The sequence below is a fragment of the Variovorax sp. P5_A3 genome, assembly GCF_056400665.1.
On the sequence record NZ_JBFUKW010000006.1, the window covers coordinates 282,853 to 299,114 of the forward strand.

Here is a 16,262-nt window from a genome sequence, read left to right on the forward strand (position 1 = left end):
CCGCACACCCACCGGCCCCGACATGAACGAATCCACAGTGAGGCAGCGCATGGCGCTTGAGATACGTCGCGAGATCGAAAAGCTTGGCGCGCGATTCGATGAAAGCGTCAACAACGCGACACGCCGTCTGTTCGCCGGTCGTGCGGAGATCAACACAGTCTCGATCGAGGTCCGTGACTTGGCCTATGGTTCGCATGAGCGAAACCGGATCGACTTGTTCAGCGCCGGTGGCGAGAACCTGCCAGTCGTCCTTTTCGTTCACGGCGGCGGATTCAACGCCGGCGACAAACGCTCGACCGACGACTTCTATGCGAACGTGGGCCGCTACTTCGCATCGAGGGGCTTTCTGGGCGTGACGATGAACTACCGCCTTTCGTCGACCGACTCCTGGCCTTCCGGGCAGGACGACTTGGCGGCGGCGATGCGCTGGCTCTCCGTCAACGCCCACCGCCATGGAGGCGACCCGTCGCGCGTGGGCCTGGTCGGACAGTCGGCCGGCTGCTGCCACATCGCCGGCTACCTGTTCGGCCAAGCTGCGGATGGCGCGCTCGTGCACAACGTGAGGGCCGCAGCGCTGATGAGCGGGTACTACGCCGTCAAGCCACCGTTGGCGCCGGGGCATCTGGCGTACTTCGGAGCCGATGACAGGCAGTACCGGGAGCGCTCGCCGGTAACGCATGTTGCGCGCAACGCCGTTCCCCTGCTGCTCACCATCGCCGAGTTCGATTTGCCGCAGTACGCGCGTCAGACGCTCGAGTTCGCGATTGCGCTGACGCAGGAGCGAGGTGTTTGCCCTCGGTTGCAGTGGCTTGGCGGGCACAACCACGTGTCGAACGCGCTGAGCCTCGGCTCCGTACAGGACGACGTCGGCGCGATGCTCGCCGAATTCTTCGGCTGGCATCTCGGTGTCCACGGCGAAACCGGGGCGACGTGATGAATGTCAACGCGGACGATCGTCGGCGTGAACTCTTGGCCGCACGCTACGGCGGCACGGCGTCAGAAATGACCGGTGACGGGCCATGGAACGCGGTGCTGGAAAACCTGATGTCCAGGCACTCGACCCGTGCGTTCTCGGCAGATCCCGTGCCGGAAGATCATTTGCAGGCCATCGTCGCCGCCGCGCAGTCGGCGTCGACTTCGTCCAACCTCCAGTGCTGCAGCATCGTTGCAATCCAGGACGCCGACCGCAAACGGCGCGTCGCGGCGCTGGCTGCGGACCAGAAGCACATCGTCCAGGCGCCGCTGCTTCTCGTGTTCGTTGCAGATCTCTCGCGCCTTCGCAGCCTGGGTCGCCAGCACACAATGCCGGTGGAGGGCCTGGACTATCTCGAGAGCCTATTCACCGGGTTCGTCGACTGCGCTCTGGCCGCGCAGAATGCGGCCGTCGCGGCCGCGTCGCTGGGGCTGGGCACGTGCTTCATTGGCGCGCTTCGAAATGCGCCGAAGGCCATGGCGTGCGAACTGAACCTGCCGCCGGAGGCCGTCGCGGTTTTTGGGCTGGTGGTAGGCGAGCCGGACCCGGCACGATCAGGCGGCGTGAAGCCGCGGCTTCCCATGGCCACCGTCCTGCATCGCGAGCGGTATACGCCGCCTGACGAGGCGACATTCGCGCGCTACGACGAAACGATGCGAAGCTTCCACGTCGCTCAGGCGATGCAGCCTGCTGACTGGAGCATCAAGAGCCTCGAGCGCGTTGGCTCGCCAGAGGCGCTAAGTGGCCGGCAGAACCTGCGCGATGAACTGATGCGTTGCGGCTTCTCGCTCAAGTAGGCGGCTGGCGCTTGCGCCACCCGGCGAACTGCGGAAATCTTCGCGCGATCAGCGCGCCGTCGAAATCCCACGCCAAGCACTGGCCCATATGCGGGCCCGGCTTGTCGTAGGCATAGACCGGCACACCTTCGTCCCGCTTTTGCTGGTTCCGGTAAGGCATCATGGTTTGGAAGGCCACCGTGGCGATCGCATACAGCAACTCGCGCACGTGCGTGCACCCCCCCACGCCGCCCATCGCTTCCTCCACGACCTTTCGCCAGCCGGCACCGCAGCTGGCGCCGACCAGCCGGGCCATTGGCTGTTCGGCGGCCGGACATTCCGCGAACGGGGTCTCGCTCATCGCCGCCACGGCGTCGCACACCGTCATTCGGTCGTCCAGGGTCAGGCGAACGAGCATGTGGTGAATGGATTGGCCGGCATCCCGGTGCCGGCCGTCGGGGTTGGTCGTGGCGTAGGTCTTCCTGTCGACCAGCTCCCCTTCGATGTCCCACAAGTCGTCGGCGCGCAAATAGCCGCGGGTGGTAATTTGCCGCGTGTGGATCAGGTGGCGCCCGGCGGGTGCCGGCAAGTCAGTCATGTCGCCAGGTCAGGCCGGCACGTTGCTATTGCCCGGAATGAACTCTTTCCAGTTCGTGCCGATAGGGGCTGATTCGTGAATTCCGTGCAGGTGCGCGACCGACTGGGTCGCGCTGCTCGGCACTTCGCCGCGCTCGGACTGCGCGCACATCTTCAGCAGCGAGCGGTACAGCATCGCGATGCCGACGTCCGGCGCGCACAGCATTTCCTTGTCGCGCGGCCGGATGGTGCCCGCCGTCACGCCGACAACGGCGTCTTCCAACGTCAGCGTGGACAGACCGGAGAAGCTGCCGTTCTTCATGGAGGCGCGGTCCTGGTGCCACTTGTTTTCTTTACTCATGCGGCGCGGGGTTTCGTATGCGGTCCTGGAAAAACCGTGTTGGTCCAGAAGCTCCGCCGTCCGGCCGACGAGCTCGAGCTGTTGGGTACGCAGCGGCTCCTCTCCGAACTTGCGGTCGCCGTCCCACCATAGCGTGATGAACGCGGACGTTTCGTCGTTCAGCGGCACGACGCCGGTCGCTTGATCCCCGTTCGGGTTGAGAACCCAGAAGGGCAGCATGAATGGCGCGATCCGGATCTGCGCCTCTCCGTTGACCTCGCGAACGGCGGAGTAGTACATGCCGAAGTCGGTCGCCTCCGCACCGATGACTGGAGCAACATCGAAGGCCATGTGGCTGGTCTTCGTTGCAAAGTTCAGTGAGCTGGTTGCCGCGCGTTCGAGAAAACTCTTGTGCAACACAGAAAGATGCGCACTGTCGATCAGGCCTTCAATCAATTGAACGTAGTTGCAGCCGATGACCGACCGCGTGTGCAGCCGCATAGAGGTGTCCGCGTTCATCCACGGAAAGTCCGGTAGCGGCGGCGGGGTGCCTTCGCCCAGGTAAGCCCAGATGAGCCCGCCAGCTTCGCGAACCGGATAGGCCTTTGCCTTCAGCCGCGATTTGAACGCCGAGTCGATGACGTTTGGCGTTTCAAGCACATGACCTTCGGTCGAGAAAACCCAGCCGTGGTAAATGCAACGAATGCCGCCGGATTCAACGCGCCCGATGCTGAGCGACGTTGCGCGGTGCAGGCACAGCTCGTCTAGCAGGCCCACCTTGCCCGACCCGTCACGGAAGGCCACAAAGCTCTGCCCGAGCAGGTCGACCTGCAGCGGATCACCATCTGGTTCCGGCAAGTCTGAGCTGGAAAGCGCGGGCATCCAGTGATGCCGCATGGCCTTGCCCATGGGTGTTCCCGGCCCGACGCGGCACATCCGGTCGTTGTCTTCTTTTGAAAGCATAGTTTTTTCCTTAGGACTTCTTCGCGAAGCCGTACTTTGCGAGCAGGCCGCGCTGCTCGATCTGGGCCTTGATCGCAAACTGCGTGTAGTCAGTGGAGTTCAGGTATTGGGGTTTCTGACCGGCCTTTTCCATCAGCGCGATGAACGCCGGTTGCTCTGTGGCAAAGTGAAACGCGTCCTGGATCTTCCGCACCAGCTCCGGGGGCATCTTGGCCGGGCCGCTGATGCCGAACTGGCTGTTGATAGAAACTGGGTAGCCCAACTCGCGCGCCGTTGGAGTGTCCGGGAAATTCGCGACCCGCGCGTCCGTGGCCATCGCCAGCACACGGACGTTGCCCGCCTGGATCTGACCCAGGGAGCCGATGATCGTGTCCGTCGAGAAGGTGAGCTGGCCGGACAGGAGCGCGGTGACGCAGTCGTTGCTGGCCCGGAACGGCACCGGCGTCCATTCGACCTTCTCGCGGGACGCGATCTCGGCCGTGAAGATGTGCGCGCTGTTGCCAAGGCCTGACGGAGCACCGTAAGACACTTTTTCCGGGTTCGCCTTGCACCAGGCCAGCAGCTCGGCCCAGGTTTTGAACGGGGAATTTGCGGGCACCATCACGGCGAAGTTGATGCCGCCGATGCCGGCGATCCAGGTGAAATCCTTGACACCTTCGTAGCCGACGTTCTCCAGGATGGGTTGCCGGATCGTGCTGAGGCCTGAGATCACCAGCGTATAGCCGTCAGGGGGCGCATTGCGCGTCTGCATGAAGGCGGGCGTACCGCCAGCGCCCGATTTGTAGTCGCAAATAATTGGTTGGCCAAGCTTCTTCTCGGCTTCCACCGCGGCGACGCGCCCGACGGCGTCGTACATGCTGCCAGGCGGGCTGGGGATCAGCAGTTTGATCGGCTTGCTGGGGTACGCGCTTTCCTGCGCGAAGCTGCCCACGGAGCCGGCCGCCACAAGCGTGGCCGCCAGCTTGCCGAAGCCGCGCCGGGTGATCGCGTGCTTTTCGCTGTCCTGGTTCATGTCTTGTCTCGTGGTTTGTGCGGCGGACACATCGCGTGTCGCTCAGTTTTCGTGCGGGGACGGGCAGGGGAGAGTCTAGGAAGTGCGTTCTCCGAAGAGAAGCAAAAGTTATGGATGACGCTATCGGAATTGTTTATGGCGAGGCCTCCGCGGCCATGACCAGAGCGGCCATGGCGTCACCTCCGACATGGATGTGCCGGCGCATGGCTTCTTCGGAGCGCGCCTGGTCGCCGTTGCAGATGGCATCCACGATGTGCTGGTGTTCAGCGTCGGATGCGGCAAGGCGGCCTGGCTGGTCGAAGCCGCGCTGCCGGTACGCGGCGAGTGCGCGGCGCACGCTGCGCACATGCTGCACCAAGACGCCATTGCCGCTGGCGCGGTAGATCGCCTCGTGAAGCAGCGCGTTGGCCTCGTAGTAGCTGGCGCGGTCATTCGCTGCCGCGCAGGCGGACGCCGTCGTCAACGCGTCCTTCAACGCGCGCCGCTGCGTGGTGCTGGCGCGGCGGGCCGCGAGGCGGGCGAGCGTGGCTTCGAGTTCGCACAGGGCTTCCAGCGTTGCGATAAGTTCACTTGCCGTGGCGCGCCGCACGGAGATGCCGGCACGCGGCGCGATGTGAACCAGGCCCTGCGCGGCCAGCACCAGCAGTGCTTCGCGTACCGGCGTGCGCGACGACTGGAAGCTCGCGGCAAGTGCCTTCTCGTCGATGGCGCTTCCCGGAGGCCGGGAGCCGGACAGGATCTCGTCCTCCAGCGCGTGCCGGATCCTGTCCTGCATGCTGCCGAACGTGATGGAGGATGCCGGATCGCGGTAGAAGAAGTTGTCCACGGCGGTGCTAGCGGCCGGTGAACTTCGGCGTGCGCTTTTCGAGCCAGGCGGTGCGGCCTTCCTTCAGGTCGGCGGAGTCGCGCGCGATGTCGCAGTCTCGGGCAATCCGTCCCATGTCGGCGGTGCCGCGCGCGATACGATTGAGATGTCGCTTCATGCCCAGCAGGGCGAGCGGTGCCATGCCCGCGATCGTGGCCGTGAGCGTGTCGACGGCTGTGCCGAGTTCGCCCGGCTCCAACAGGTGCGTGAGGTAACCGATGCGCAGCATCTCTTGCGCGTCGATGCGCTCGGCGGTGAGGTAAAGGCGCTTCGCCGCGTTCAGGCCCATGCGTTCCACGTAGCGCTGCAAGCCGGTGGCGTAATAGTGCAGGCCAAGGCGTGCCGCCGGGTTGAACATGTCGGCGCTTGTGACGCCCATGCGGAAGTCGCAGGCGAGGGCCATGTCCATCGCGCCGCCATACACGCCGCCTTGAATGACCGCAATGGTCACGGGGCGTGCCAGCTCCAACGCATCCACCATGGTGCCGAAGCCCACGGTGAGCTTCTGACCAACCTGGCCGACATCGAAGCCGCTGCAGAAGTACTTGCCGCCGGCCTGCAGGCGCAGGACCAGCACTTCGGGGATCGCGTTGACGGCCGCGATGTGTGAGTAGACGGCGTCCAAGTCGTCCGGCGTCAGCCGGTTGGCCTTGTCGGGGCGTTGCATGGTGATCGTGGCGACGGCGCCATCCACGAAGAGTTTCGGGGAATCGTTCATGTCACCACCTCCGCAGCGCGCATCTGCGCTATGTCCTGGCCCTGGTAGCCGAGTTCCGCCAGCAGTTCGTCGCTCTGCTCACCCGGGTCCGGCCCCGCGTGGTGGAACGTCTCGGGAAACGGGAAGCCCGAAAGGTTGATGGGCGAGCGCACAAGCTGCATCTCGCCCATGACCGGATGGATGGCCGGTCGGGTCATGCGCAGATGCCGGGTTTGGGGATCCTCGAAAGCCTGGGCGATGGTGTAAACCGGGCCGCACGGAACGCCGAGCGGGGTGAGCCGGCCAACGAGTTCGGACACGGTGAAGCGGGATGTGGCGCGGTTGAGGTCCGCGTTGAGCGCGTTCCGGTTGGCGAAGCGGTTCGCGCGGCCAGCGTATGTGGGGTTGGTCGTGAACTCTGACGAGTCGAGTGCCTGGCACAAGTGCTGCCACATGCGTTCGGTGGTCGCCGCGATGTTTACCTGGCCGTCCTTGGCGCCGAAGGTCCCCATGGGCGCGAAGGTCGGGTGGTAGTTGCCCTCCTGCACAGGCACCTCGCCCGAGACGGTGTAGCGGGCCGCCTGGAAGTCTAGTTTGCTCAGCATACCCTCCAGGAGGGACGTGTGGACCCATTGCCCTTCGCCGGTGTTGGCGCGGTGAAGCATCGCGAGCAGGATGCCCTGCCCCAGGAACATGCCCGCCGTGGTGTCCGAGATGGCGATGCCGACGCGCGTGGGCTTGGTGCCGGGTTCGCCGGTGACCGACATCAGCCCGCTCATCCCCTGCATGATCTGGTCGACGCCGGGCCGTTCGGCGTAGGGACCGCTCTGGCCGAAGCCGGAGATGCTGGCCAAGATGATGTCCGGCTTCACCTCGCGCAGTTGCTCGTAGCCCAGGCCGAGACGAGCCTTTACGTCGGAGCGGAAATTCTCGACGACAACATCGGACTGCAGGACGAGACGGCGCAACACTTCCGCACCTTCGGGCGACTTTAGATCGACGCAGAGGCTGCGCTTGTTCCGGTGCATGTTCTGCTCGTCTGGAGCCCGGCGTTTGCCGGTGACTGAGCCGCGGTTCTGCTTTGGAGGCGCATCGACGCGGATCACGCGCGCGCCCCAGTCGGCCAGCAGGCGTACGGCAACCGGGCCGGCGCGCGCAATCGAAAGGTCCAGCACGGTGTAGCGGGACAACGGCAAAAGGAGATCTTTTGTCATGTGTGTATCAACAGGTCGATCTGATATTTTTCGGAGTGCCGGGAAACCGGCGCAGGTGCTTCTGCGTTGTGAAAGCAATGCGGGTCAGCGCTTCTGGGCCATGCCGTAGCGGATCAGCAGTTCCCGTTGCTCGACGTTCGACTTCGCGGCGAAGTTCGTGAAGTCCGTCGTGCTCATGTAGCGGGGTCGTTGGTCGGACTTGTCCAGGAGCTCCGTCATGGCCGGTTGCTCGAGCGCAAACTTGAACGCGTCGTGCAGCGTCTTGACGATCTCGGGCCGCATGCCGGCCGGCCCACCAATGCCGATCGGACTGTCGATCGACAGCGGGTACCCCAGGTCGCGCATCGTCGGCACGTCCGGCCAGCTCTTAATGCGCGAGTTTGAAGCGATCGCCAGGTAGCGCGCCTTGCCAGCCCGCACAAACGGGCTCGAGCTGATAACCGTGTCGATTGAAAACGTGAGCTGACCACCGAGCAGCGCGGTCATGCTCTCGCTGCTTCCCTTGTAGCCGATCGGTTGCCAGTTGACGTTCTCCTTGGTCGTCACAGCAACGCCGAACATGTGCGCGCTCTGCCCCAGGCCGGGCGGCGTTCCGTAGGACACCTTTTCCGGGTTCGCCTTGCCGTAGGCCAGCAATTCGCCCCAGGTCTTGAACGGCGAGGTGGCGGGGACGACAACGGCGAAGATGTTGTCGATCAGATTGAGGATGAAGGTGAAGTCCTTGATCGGGTCGTAGGCGACCTGCTCGAAGACGGGCTGGCGCCACAGGCTGGGGTTGATGCCACCAACGGTGTAGCCGTCGGGTGCGGCGGCCTTGATCTGTATGAAGCTGGTGACGCCAGCGGCACCCGGCCTGTTCTCGATGATCACAGGCTGCCCGAGCTTCTTCTCGGCTTCGATCGCCAGCACGCGCATGACTTGGTCGGTAATGCCGCCGGGAGGAAATCCGATGATGAGGCGGATCGGTCGAGTCGGGAACTTCGTCTGGCCCTGGGCGAACACAGCGGGAGCTGCAAGCTCGCTCGCCGTCGCGGCCAAAGTTACCAGTGCCTGGCGTCGGGAAATCGGGGTGTGGTTCATCGTCGCGTTCTACTCACGCCCGGGAATTTGAGGCGTTTGGCGAGCGTCTCCTTGCCGCGCAGTCTAGGAGGCTCTAGCCGGACGCATTTCGAAGAATTCCGATGGCTCCATCGCTTTTCCGGTTGCCCGCTCAAGCGCCGGACCCTTCGGTGCGACTCAGACGCGCGATGACGCGGTGGATCACCTTGCCCGACGACGTGCTGATGCTTTCATGGTCGAAAAGAAGATCTCATGTGCCGCGCAGCACGTTCATGACCAGGTCGCGGCTGAACGCGGCGTACAGCCGGCCGCGTCCGTCGCGACCATGATGTCTTACATGGACACCCACCGTTGTGCAAGTGGAAGTTGCGATGAAGGCAATCGGGTACTGGCTGCAGTCTTACATTCGGCCTTGGATGCAGGTTCAGCCTGCGGGCCCTGATGGAATTCGCCAAGAACTGCCTCATCTAGTCGTCGCGCTTTGAGTGCAAGACATTATTCAGGTTTGAGTTCTTGCGGTCCGACCTGTCGTGCCATCATCTCATCATCAACCTGCGCAACCTGCGGTGCACTCTCATCGAACTAGTTCATTTTCGACTGTGGCCGGGCGCTGACGTAACCCGGTTGGTAGGCTTGGCCATGAGCCAGAATCGCCCACGCGGTGCGTGCCATCTTGTTGGCTAATGCGACGACCGCGACATTGGCATGACGCCGCTTGCTCAGTTCTTCAGCCCGGGGGTTCGGTTTCCTCGATGTGAACAACACCGATCTGGCACCATGAATCAGTAGTGTGCGCAGGTACGGGTCTCCGCGTTTGCTGATCGCGCCCAACTGAATCTTGCCACCGGTTCCGCGCTGTTGCGGCACCAAGCCTATGAACGATGCCAGTTCGCGCCCCGACTTGAAGGTACGCATATCACCCACGGTGGCGACCAATGCGCTCGCCGTCAAGGGGCCTATGCCCGGGATCGCCAAAAGGCGGCTTCGTCGGTGGTGACAAGAACGGCGACGGTGCCTTCTATCCGAATGTAGGTCGCTGGTTCGCGCGTCAGGGCATCCTGGCCGTGTTGCCCAACTATCGTCTGGCGCCCCACCATCCTTGGCCGGCCGTGGCGCAAGATGTCGCGGCGGTGATGACATGGGTGCGAGCGCACCTAGAAGAACTCGTAGGTCATACGTGCCTGTTCTCGTGCTGGGCCAATCGGCTGGTGCGAGCCACGTTGCGTCGTGGTTCTTTGACGAATCCGCGCGAGGAGGGAGCGCCTGGATGTGTCGGGCGTCATGCTCATGAGTGGCTTCTACCGGGCAGATGCACCGCTGGCCGGCGGGCCGAAGGCGTACTTTGAAGACGACGCGTCTGTTTATGAGACCCGGTCGCCACTATCGCACGTCGAGCGTGTGGCAACGCCTCTATGGCTCAGCTTGGCAGAGCTCGATCCTGCGGTTCTCGCGGAGCAGACTTACGCCTTGGCTCGGGCCATCACGCTCACCCAAGGTCGGAGTCCAGACTTCTGCTTTTTTCGCGGTCACAACCACGTCTCGACCGTGCAGAGTCTGGGGTCGCCGCAGCAGGAAGTGGGCAATGAGATCCTGCGTTTCATTCGCGCGCACTCGCGGTAGCGTAGCGATTCCGCAGCCCCTTGCAAGTCTCGATGGCTGACCCTACGAGGGCTTTCCGGCCAATGGCACGATGGCGATGCGTAAGGTCGCGCTTGCCAGCCGCATCGATCGAAGAGGCCTGTATTCGTCGCTGTCCTGCCAGTCGAGAAAAGCCCGTGCCGATGGCCATTCCTGGATGAGCAGCGATTGAAAAGGGGGCGAGCCCTCTACCGATGATCCGCCGCGGGCCAAGACCGCGCCTCCACGTCTTCCGATCTGTTCGCGTGTTCCCAGTTGATAGGCCTTGAACTGGTCGGGATCGTGGAGCGCCGAGACTTCAACGATCACCAGCACCGCCTGATTTACTGCGCTTGTTTCAATCATCATCATTTCCGTTCCAATAATCTTCCATGGAAGATATAGGACGAAGGAGCCAGCGTCAATCGGGACTTGCAGGCCCGGCCTCGGTGTCTCCTGTTACGGGCTGACGGGCATATGCGCCGGCGAGCAAGGCCTCCAGCGTCGCCAAGGTCGTCGCGGTCTTGGCCGCCGGAAGCACCGCCAGCGTCGGTGCAACACCGGCGAGAGATTTGGCAATGGCCTCCTGAGCGAAATTGGCAGCCCGAACCCCCTTGGGCGTTAGCGCGATAACTCTGCGCAGCCGCGCACCCTTCGGAAGTACGCGCTTGACGAAGCCGGCTTCCGCAAGTCGCTCGACCTGCTTTGTCACTGCGCCAGAACTGACCAGAAGCGACTGAAAGAGATCTGTCGGACGCAAGGCGTAGGGTTCGCCGGACCGGCGGAGCGCCAGAAGAATTCGAAGATCGCCAGAGCCGATGCCGAATTCAGCTTGCGCCAAGTCCCTGAACTCCGCCTCGAATATCTGTGCGAGCTGCATGACGGCCCCCACTAATCGAAAAGCCGTCAGATCCAGGTCGGGGCGTTGTTCCTCCCATTGGTGAACCAGATTGGTGAGTGCGGGTTGGCTTGGGTTCGACTTCATCTCGATCCTGTCCTCGGCCAGCGGCTGGGCGTACATAGGATTCCTGATTGCAATGTGGCGGTCACCGGAGCACAGGGTACAGATTGTCCTGCTAGGCACTCCGCCACGGTATGAGCGACCGACTTGAAAGTGTATCGATCCGGCGAATCGGCCTGCTTGGAGATTAGGGTCATACCGATCCGGAGCGTCAATAGGGGTTCATCCCTTGACAGTCCACGGCGATCATATATCTTCCGCGGAAGATTGTAATTTCTTCCTGGGAAGAGTTCTGCCATTCCCCGTTTCACATCGACATCCTCAAAGGAGACAACCATGCTTTCCCACGAAGAGAACGAACTCATGTGCCGAGTCGGCAGCAACACGCCCATGGGCAAGGCACTGCGCCGCTACTGGGTACCCATCCTCTCTAGCTATCAGCTCCCGCATCCAGACTGCGACCCGGTCAAGGTCGAGATTTTTGGCGAGAAGCTCGTGGCTTTCCGAAACAGCGACGGGGTCGTGGGCGTGCTGGACGAGATGTGCCGCCACCGGTCCGCGTCACTGGCACTGGGACGCGTGGAAGGAGGTGGCATCCGCTGTCTGTTTCACGGGTGGCAGTTCGCCACGGACGGAAAGGTCCTGGAAACACCTTCGATTTCCGATCCGAAGTTCCGCGAACGCTTCAAGGCCAACGCATACCCCGTGCGGGAGGCGGGCGGGATGATCTGGACGTACGTCGGGCCGAAGGAGCAGGAGCCGCCGTTTCCGCACTGGCCCTACTTCGACTACCCCGATGAACGGCGCATATCTGTCACATTCGTCGTGCAGTGCAACTACGTCCAACTCCAGGAAGCACTGCTCGATTCGGCGCACCTGACAATCCTCCATCAGGACTCGTTCAAGCGAGCATCGGACATCGACTTCGTGGCAAACGTGAGCAGCGTTACCGTGGCGGCGGATCCCAAGGTCGAAGCGGAGGACACGGACTTCGGATTCCACTATGTCGCGCTGCGTCCGACGCAAACGGAAGAGGGCCTCAAGACCATGGCGCGCGTGACGAGTTACGTGGCCCCCTTTCACCTCTTGAACGCGAATGGCGACTTCGTCGGGATCATCGTGCCGATCGACGACCACAGAACCCTGCACCACTTCGTCTGGTGGAGCGATACCAAGGACATCGCGAACGAACCACACAAGTCGGCGCAACTGCGCTACGTCGGACTGGACGAAGACACGCTGCACAAGTGCGGGTTGCATCCCAAGACCTGGCACGAGCCGGGAATGCCGAATCGACTCAACAACTATCTCCAGGACCGCGAGTCCATGCGACAGGGTTCGTGGAGCGGCCTGCATGACTTCTTTCCGGAGGACTCGGCGATTCTGGGGTCCGGCGGTCCCATTCGCGATCGAAGCAAGGAAATGCTATCCCCGGGGGACATGGCGATCGTGCGTCTCTACAGGACGCTCTTGACCGTGGCGCGGCAGGTGCAGAACGGGGAGGAGCCAATCGGCCTGAATTCCGATCCCAGAAGGATCAAGGGCACCTATGCCGTGATTCCCAACGACCAGCCCTGGCAGACGCTGGTGCCGGATCACGTCCTGACCCGGGCTTCGCGGACTCCAAGGTCTGTGGCAGTCTGAAACGAGGCCCTGATGCGAGCAAGCGGAACCATCCCACGGAGAACACAACGATGACTGTCCTTTCGCCTACAGAGATCAAGAACCACGACACCCAGGCGCCAGAAATGGTGGTACGGCTCGGCAGCCACATCTCGGCAGCCGAGTTCGAACTCGAGCGCGAGCGGATCTTTGGCCGGGCATGGCTGATGGCGGCGCACACCGGCGACATCCCGGCCCACGGTGACTACATCACGCGCAGCTTTCATGTGCCGAAGGCCTCGGTGCTCATCGTCAGGGGAAGCGACGGGGTGGTGCGCGCATTTCACAACATCTGCAGGCATCGCGGCAATGCGCTGGTGCCGGTGGGCAGCGCAGGATCCAAGACGCGATTCAGCTGCAGCTTTCACGGATGGACCTGGAACAGCACCGGCGCGCTTCAGGGCATCACCGACCAGAGCCAGTTCGTCGACATCGACAAGGAGGCGCTCCATATGCTTCCGGTTCACTGCGAAGTCTGGAACGGGTTGATCTTCCTGAATTTCGACGCCGCGCCCATGGTGACGCTGAAGGAGTGGCTCGGTGAACTCGCCGATGGCTACGAAGACTACTTCGACAAGCAGCACAAGCTCTCAAGCCACCGCTTCGAACTGGAGGCGAACTGGAATCTCGGCGTGAATGCGTTCACCGAGGGGTACCACACGATGTACATCCACCGCAACACGGCGGGGGACTATCAGGGCGGTGCGTCGAACCCGCAGCGCCACCGGCCCTTCATGCAGTTCATGGAGCGGCACACGCGTTACTCGGCGCCGGCGAATCCGGACCACAAGCTTGCGCCGGCCGAGGAGCTCGCCTACCGCTTCGGATACAAGCTGCTGCCGGCGGCCTGCTTCGACAATGAGACCCTGCCGCCCGCGGTGAATCCTTCGCGCACACCGTACTGGCTTTTCGACGTCATTGAATTGTTTCCGAACATGGTGATGCTCGTAGGGCAGCACTATCGCATCGAGATCACCTTTCTGCCCATCTCGGCGAGCCGCACGATCGTCATCAACGAGACCTTTGTGTACAAGCCCGAAAATCTCGCGCAGCGAGCAAGCCAGGAACTCTTTCGCACCCGTGAGCGCGAGGTGGTTCGAGAGGACCTGAGCCTGCTCGAGGCTCAGCAGGCTGCACTGGCGACGAACGCCATGAGAGACGTCTACCTGTCGCGGCAGGAAATGGCGCTCGCGCATCATTTTAAGGTCCGCAAGGCAATGTTGGAGGCCTGAGAATGAATCAAGCAACTGAAATCGTCTTGGTGCCGCCCGGCTTCGAGGACCTGGCGTCTCTCGCCGCCGAGTGGAGTCTGCCGACCGAGCAGGCGCGCTACGAGAAGCGCCTTTCCACGGCGCTGCCCGCGCTGCGTTCTTTCTATGACGCCATCTATCCGCGCATGGAAGACGTCATGCGCTACTTGTCCGACGTGCCTGCCGATGCCTCAGCATCGCTGCCGCGGCCGACACGCTCGCTCTACCACTTGGCTCTGAGCTACTTCGAAGCGTCACACCCCATCGAACTCAAGTGGAAGGGAGTGGATCTCGACGATGCGTTTCCGGCGTCACGAATCGTCTACCAGGCGCCGAGCTGTTCGGAGGATTGACTCGCGATCACGCAGGCTATCGAGTCGATGCGTTGATTGTCCAAACCCGTCAACGGTGGCCGCTATCGATTGCCACGAGAAAGGTATCAGTTCAATGACCATCCCCGCCCTTGCTTTAGCGGGCGGGCGTGTAGCCGGCGATGTGCTCAGGCTGACGGAGCGTTTGCTGGCGCGAGTTTCGCCACGTCGCCCCTCAGTCTGGATTCGGAGAGTCGCTCTGGCGGCGTCCGAACAGCAACGTCTCTATTTCTTGGGCGGGCGTCACCGTCTGAGTCGAGTCCATTCGCTCCCCTTCCCTAGCCAATGGGTGAACAGATACCCATAGATTCGAACGCGGTTAACGTTCAACATCTCGATCTCGCAATTTGCAATGGTGCCCTGAGTAGCTACCGGGCGCACATCGAGCACTTCGCCATCGACCCATTTTTCGCCATTCCACCGTAGGCCCCAGACAAAAATAGACCCGACGATCTGCATCCGATTCCTACTGCCGGTGCATTGGTCGCATGTGTAACTCACAGGCTTGTCGTCTTTCTTGACGGCCAGCATCTTTGCCTTGAGCTCCTGCCCCTCTAGATACAGTTCCACATCTGCAATGACCCCGGTAGTGGAACGCTCAGGGTCGTCACTACTGGTCACCAACCATCTCCCAGCGTACGAAGTCGCGGCCGCCGGCAGGGCCTGCTGTCCTGAGGACGCAGCGGCATAAGCATGTCCGGGGACGACAAGTGTCGCGACTGCAACTGAAACTGCAACTGCCTTCAATTGATAAGTCCGCATGTTTTGCTCGCATTGATCAAATACTTGTCCAGCAGTAGAAGCGCTATGCCAAAGAGCAAGACAAACTGTCCAAATAGCCCCCAGTAATTCATCGAACTCGAAACACGAAACCCCTCATAAAGATCCTTATCGAATCCAGTTGTTTGAAGACCTTCAAAGGCCAGTTCGCCCTGCGGATTCAACCGGTCGATGCAACACACTGATGACTGCCGTAGGCAGAAGGAGTGTTGCAGATGGCTTACCGGACGCGGACCTACTACACAGACAGCCAGAAGGCGTTGATGTGGGAGCGATGGAGGCAGGGATGGACCCTCCATCACTCGATCGCGTTAATCCTCGGGCGAGCTCCATCYACCATYGGCCGCGAGATCAAGCGCAATGGTGGTCCGGGATGCTATCGAGCCACCCAGGCCGACCAGGGCAGCCTGGGATCGGGCTCGTCGACCCAAGCGCTGCAGGCTGGCYGAGAACCGGGACCTGGCGCGCATCGTCACGGAGAAACTTCGACTGCAATGGTCTCCGGAGCAGATTGCCGGGTGGCTCAAACACACTTACCCTTGCGACGGGAACTGCCACGTGTCACCCGAGACCATCTACCGCAGCCTGTTCATTCAAGCCCGCGGGGCTTTGAAGAAGGARCTGTTGCAGCATCTCAGGCGCACGCGGGGCATGCGCCRCTCGCGCCATCACACGCAGAAGACAGACGCCCATGGAAGAATCGTCGACGCCGTCTCCATCAGCGAGCGGCCAGCCACGATTGAAGATCGAGCAGTTCCTGGCCACTGGGAGGGCGACCTGCTCTTTGGAAGCGCCAACAGCCAGATCGCCACGCTGGTTGAGCGCCAAACGCGATACGTGATGTTGGTCAAGCTGGATGGCAAGGATTCYCAGACCGTCGTCAACGCACTCATCAAGAACGCCCGCAAGCTGCCACAGGAGCTCYACAAGTCACTGRCCTGGGACAGAGGCACGGAGATGCATGCTCACAAGAAGTTCACGTTGGCCACCGACATTCAGGTGTACTTCTGCGATCCGCAGAATCCATGGCAGCGCGGAAGCAACGAGAACACGAATGGATTGCTCAGGCAGTACATGCCGAAGGGCATGGACATCTCGGGGTTCTCACAGCTTCAACTCAACGCGATCGCGAGACAATTGAACGAG

17 protein-coding genes and 2 pseudogenes are annotated in these 16,262 nt (G+C 62.2%); 8 read left to right on the forward strand and 11 right to left on the reverse strand.

Annotation, left to right across the window (positions count from 1 at the left end):
• The first annotated feature begins 22 nt into the window (after nucleotides 1-22).
• Nucleotides 23-934: an alpha/beta hydrolase gene (locus tag AC1D3B_RS12275; RefSeq protein ID WP_478190942.1), complete on the forward strand. Its 912-nt coding sequence runs from the start codon at nucleotides 23-25 to the stop codon at nucleotides 932-934.
• Nucleotides 934-1,770 carry a nitroreductase family protein gene (locus tag AC1D3B_RS12280; protein WP_478190943.1) on the forward strand — a complete coding sequence of 279 codons (837 nt, stop codon included), beginning with the start codon at nucleotides 934-936 and terminating at the stop codon, nucleotides 1,768-1,770. Before AC1D3B_RS12275 ends, AC1D3B_RS12280 begins: the two co-directional genes overlap by 1 nt.
• Here the strand turns inward: AC1D3B_RS12280 and AC1D3B_RS12285 are convergent.
• The 8 genes and pseudogenes from AC1D3B_RS12285 to AC1D3B_RS12320 all read right to left on the reverse strand — a co-directional run.
• Nucleotides 1,763-2,338 carry a DUF2889 domain-containing protein gene (locus AC1D3B_RS12285; protein ID WP_478190944.1) on the reverse strand — a complete coding sequence of 192 codons (576 nt, stop codon included), beginning with the start codon at nucleotides 2,336-2,338 and terminating at the stop codon, nucleotides 1,763-1,765. The two genes, AC1D3B_RS12280 and AC1D3B_RS12285, sit on opposite strands and share 8 nt — an antisense overlap.
• A gap of 18 nt (nucleotides 2,339-2,356) precedes the next feature.
• Entirely contained in the window at nucleotides 2,357-3,628 is a 1,272-nt protein-coding gene (locus AC1D3B_RS12290) for a Rieske 2Fe-2S domain-containing protein (protein WP_478190945.1), read from the reverse strand.
• A gap of 10 nt (nucleotides 3,629-3,638) precedes the next feature.
• Nucleotides 3,639-4,640: a Bug family tripartite tricarboxylate transporter substrate binding protein gene (locus tag AC1D3B_RS12295; protein ID WP_478190946.1), complete on the reverse strand. Its 1,002-nt coding sequence runs from the start codon at nucleotides 4,638-4,640 to the stop codon at nucleotides 3,639-3,641.
• A gap of 133 nt (nucleotides 4,641-4,773) precedes the next feature.
• The gene (locus AC1D3B_RS12300) at nucleotides 4,774-5,466 is read right to left on the reverse strand and encodes a GntR family transcriptional regulator (RefSeq protein ID WP_478190947.1); all 693 of its coding nucleotides are present in this window, start codon (nucleotides 5,464-5,466) and stop codon (nucleotides 4,774-4,776) included.
• Between the two features lie 7 nt (nucleotides 5,467-5,473).
• Nucleotides 5,474-6,223 (reverse strand): enoyl-CoA hydratase/isomerase family protein, encoded by a 750-nt coding sequence (locus AC1D3B_RS12305; RefSeq protein ID WP_478190948.1) that lies wholly within the window; start codon nucleotides 6,221-6,223, stop codon nucleotides 5,474-5,476.
• Nucleotides 6,220-7,416, reverse strand: coding sequence for a CaiB/BaiF CoA transferase family protein (locus tag AC1D3B_RS12310; protein WP_478190949.1), 1,197 nt, complete (start codon nucleotides 7,414-7,416; stop codon nucleotides 6,220-6,222). The genes AC1D3B_RS12305 and AC1D3B_RS12310 overlap by 4 nt, the downstream gene beginning before the upstream one ends.
• 84 nt (nucleotides 7,417-7,500) lie before the next feature.
• Nucleotides 7,501-8,496: a Bug family tripartite tricarboxylate transporter substrate binding protein gene (locus tag AC1D3B_RS12315; protein WP_478190950.1), complete on the reverse strand. Its 996-nt coding sequence runs from the start codon at nucleotides 8,494-8,496 to the stop codon at nucleotides 7,501-7,503.
• A 561-nt stretch (nucleotides 8,497-9,057) separates the two neighbouring features.
• Nucleotides 9,058-9,450: pseudogene (locus tag AC1D3B_RS12320) on the reverse strand (transposase); the annotation flags it as partial.
• Between AC1D3B_RS12320 and AC1D3B_RS12325 the strand changes: the two are divergent.
• Together AC1D3B_RS12325 and AC1D3B_RS12330 are read left to right on the forward strand one after the other, a co-directional pair.
• Entirely contained in the window at nucleotides 9,411-9,821 is a 411-nt protein-coding gene (locus AC1D3B_RS12325; protein WP_478190951.1) for an alpha/beta hydrolase, read from the forward strand. The pseudogene AC1D3B_RS12320 and the gene AC1D3B_RS12325 sit on opposite strands and share 40 nt — an antisense overlap.
• The gene (locus tag AC1D3B_RS12330) at nucleotides 9,763-10,095 is read left to right on the forward strand and encodes an alpha/beta hydrolase family protein (protein ID WP_478190952.1); all 333 of its coding nucleotides are present in this window, start codon (nucleotides 9,763-9,765) and stop codon (nucleotides 10,093-10,095) included. Before AC1D3B_RS12325 ends, AC1D3B_RS12330 begins: the two co-directional genes overlap by 59 nt.
• A gap of 42 nt (nucleotides 10,096-10,137) precedes the next feature.
• Here AC1D3B_RS12330 and AC1D3B_RS12335 read toward each other — a convergent pair whose 3' ends face one another.
• Together AC1D3B_RS12335 and AC1D3B_RS12340 are read right to left on the reverse strand one after the other, a co-directional pair.
• Nucleotides 10,138-10,464 carry a DUF1330 domain-containing protein gene (locus tag AC1D3B_RS12335; protein WP_478190953.1) on the reverse strand — a complete coding sequence of 109 codons (327 nt, stop codon included), beginning with the start codon at nucleotides 10,462-10,464 and terminating at the stop codon, nucleotides 10,138-10,140.
• Nucleotides 10,465-10,513: 49 nt separating this feature from the next.
• The gene (locus AC1D3B_RS12340) at nucleotides 10,514-11,113 is read right to left on the reverse strand and encodes a MarR family winged helix-turn-helix transcriptional regulator (protein WP_478190954.1); all 600 of its coding nucleotides are present in this window, start codon (nucleotides 11,111-11,113) and stop codon (nucleotides 10,514-10,516) included.
• Nucleotides 11,114-11,389: 276 nt separating this feature from the next.
• Here AC1D3B_RS12340 and AC1D3B_RS12345 point away from each other — a divergent pair, with 276 nt between their 5' ends.
• From AC1D3B_RS12345 to AC1D3B_RS12355, 3 genes are read left to right on the forward strand one after another with little or no spacing between them, the layout of a single operon-like run.
• Nucleotides 11,390-12,697: a Rieske 2Fe-2S domain-containing protein gene (locus AC1D3B_RS12345; protein WP_478190955.1), complete on the forward strand. Its 1,308-nt coding sequence runs from the start codon at nucleotides 11,390-11,392 to the stop codon at nucleotides 12,695-12,697.
• A gap of 50 nt (nucleotides 12,698-12,747) precedes the next feature.
• Nucleotides 12,748-13,947: an aromatic ring-hydroxylating oxygenase subunit alpha gene (locus tag AC1D3B_RS12350; RefSeq protein ID WP_478190956.1), complete on the forward strand. Its 1,200-nt coding sequence runs from the start codon at nucleotides 12,748-12,750 to the stop codon at nucleotides 13,945-13,947.
• Between the two features lie 2 nt (nucleotides 13,948-13,949).
• Nucleotides 13,950-14,318: a hypothetical protein gene (locus AC1D3B_RS12355; RefSeq protein WP_478190957.1), complete on the forward strand. Its 369-nt coding sequence runs from the start codon at nucleotides 13,950-13,952 to the stop codon at nucleotides 14,316-14,318.
• A 261-nt stretch (nucleotides 14,319-14,579) separates the two neighbouring features.
• Here the strand turns inward: AC1D3B_RS12355 and AC1D3B_RS12360 are convergent, their stop codons facing one another.
• Nucleotides 14,580-15,098, reverse strand: coding sequence for a DUF2147 domain-containing protein (locus AC1D3B_RS12360; protein ID WP_478190958.1), 519 nt, complete (start codon nucleotides 15,096-15,098; stop codon nucleotides 14,580-14,582).
• Between the two features lie 233 nt (nucleotides 15,099-15,331).
• Here AC1D3B_RS12360 and AC1D3B_RS12365 point away from each other — a divergent pair.
• A pseudogene (locus AC1D3B_RS12365) lies at nucleotides 15,332-16,262 on the forward strand (IS30 family transposase); the annotation flags it as partial.